Origin of the sequence: Clostridium pacaense, from assembly GCF_020709765.2 — a bacterium.
In the GTDB taxonomy this organism is placed as follows: Bacteria; Bacillota; Clostridia; order Lachnospirales; family Lachnospiraceae; genus Enterocloster; species Enterocloster hominis.
Genome location: NZ_JAJFEB020000050.1, coordinates 1 through 1,750, shown reverse-complemented (window position 1 = coordinate 1,750; position 1,750 = coordinate 1). Strand labels below are relative to the sequence as shown.

Genomic DNA, 1,750 nt, shown 5'->3' with positions numbered 1-1,750 from the left:
ATAGTAAAATATTTGCATTTAGTACGTAAATTCGGTTATCACAGCCACTCTACCTAATGAAAATCAATGACTTATTTAATAGCTAAAGAATGGATTTTCTAATTTTGTCATGCAAATTTTGTAGATTTATAATTGTTGACGTGAACCTTGTATAAATGATATTATATTCATATAATTACTAATTAATCAATTAGTAATTTGCGATAAAAATAAGGAGGATGAATTATGTTTGTTGGCCGCATGAGGGAACTCAAAAAATTACAATCACTCTACAACAGCAATCAATTTGAATTTGCTGTTTTTTATGGACGACGAAGGGTTGGAAAAACCACACTTATTAATGAATTTATAAAGGATAAAAAGGCTGTATATTATATGGCAGTAGAAGGAACCCGCAAAGAAAATCTATCAGGGTTATCAAAAGCACTACTGTTGGCTGGAGAATCCGCAGGGGGAGCGGAGTTTTTGGATTATGCCAATTTATTTAACTATATTGATACCCTGTGTCAAAGTCAGGAACGTCTTATAATTGTAATAGATGAGTACCCTTATTTGGCTGCCTCCTATCCTGCGGTTTCATCTATGCTTCAAAGTCACATAGACCAATGCTGGAAGAACAGCAAACTCTTTTTGATATTATGTGGTTCATCTATGAGTTTCATGGAAGAACAGGTATTAGGCTATAAAAGCCCTCTGTATGGCCGCAGGACGGCACAGTTTAAGATACACCCATTCACCTTCTTTGAAGCCCGTAAAATGCTTCTGGACTTCTCAGAAGAGGCACAGGCAATACTATACGGCATTACAGGAGGAATACCTGAGTATATATCGCGAATTGATGTTAATAAAAGTTTGGATGATAATATTGTTGACTTGTTCTTTGATGAGAGTGGAAGATTATTTGAAGAACCTGTCAATCTTTTAAAACAGGAATTAAGGGAGCCGGCCTCTTATCATTCCATCATATCCGCCATTGCCAGTGGCGCCAGCAGGATGAATGACATTTCCACAAAAACCGGCCTGGAGACCAGCGGATGCAGCAACCAGATAACATCACTAATTTCATTAGGCATTATAAGAAAGGAAATACCAATAACAGAAAGTGCTTCCAGCAGAAAGACTTTATATCAGCTGGAAGACAGCATGTTTCTATTTTGGTATCGCTTTGTGCGCCCTAATATAAGTAGCATCACCAGAGGTGTGGGCGCAACAATATATAAAACATTAGTAAAGCCTCAAATAAACGATTTTATGGGAAAAATATTTGAAAATATTTGCCAACAGTATTTGTTTCACCCTCAAATATATGAAAGTCTTCCGTTTCCCATCGGCAGTGTAGGAAGATGGTGGGGAAATAATCCTATAAAAAAGCGACAGGAAGAAATTGATATTATGGCTATACAGGAGCCTTACGTCCTGTTAGGCGAATGCAAGTGGAAAAATACTCCTATCGATATGGATACGGTTCATATGTTGCTGGAACGGGGTGGGCTGTTCCATTATCCTGAAAAGTATTATTTCCTTTTTTCAAAAAGTGGCTTTGTAGATTCTGTGATTGATTACGTGAAGGATGGTAGAAATATAAATCTTGTCTCTTATAAACAGATATGCCAGATCGGGGATATAAATGAATAACGGTTAATGGATTATAAAAGCGGAAGTCTTTTACACAGGGTTTCCGCTTTTATAATTGCCTATTTTTTTAAGAAATCCTTATATGTACTTGAAAATAATATGATATATTATGTGC

At 36.2% G+C, this 1,750-nt stretch carries 1 protein-coding gene; it reads left to right on the top strand.

Annotation, left to right across the window (positions count from 1 at the left end; all coding sequences use genetic code 11):
• Positions 1-225 precede the first annotated feature (225 nt).
• Positions 226-1,635, top strand: a complete 1,410-nt coding sequence (locus LK536_RS58375; protein ID WP_506092287.1) for an ATP-binding protein — start codon at positions 226-228, stop codon at positions 1,633-1,635.
• The last annotated feature ends 115 nt before the right edge of the window (positions 1,636-1,750 follow it).

Excerpts from the sequence above, each read along its gene's own strand:
- LK536_RS58375 (WP_506092287.1), top strand. The coding sequence starts at position 226 with ATGTTTGTTGGCCGCATGAGGGAACTCAAAAAATTACAATCACTCTAC.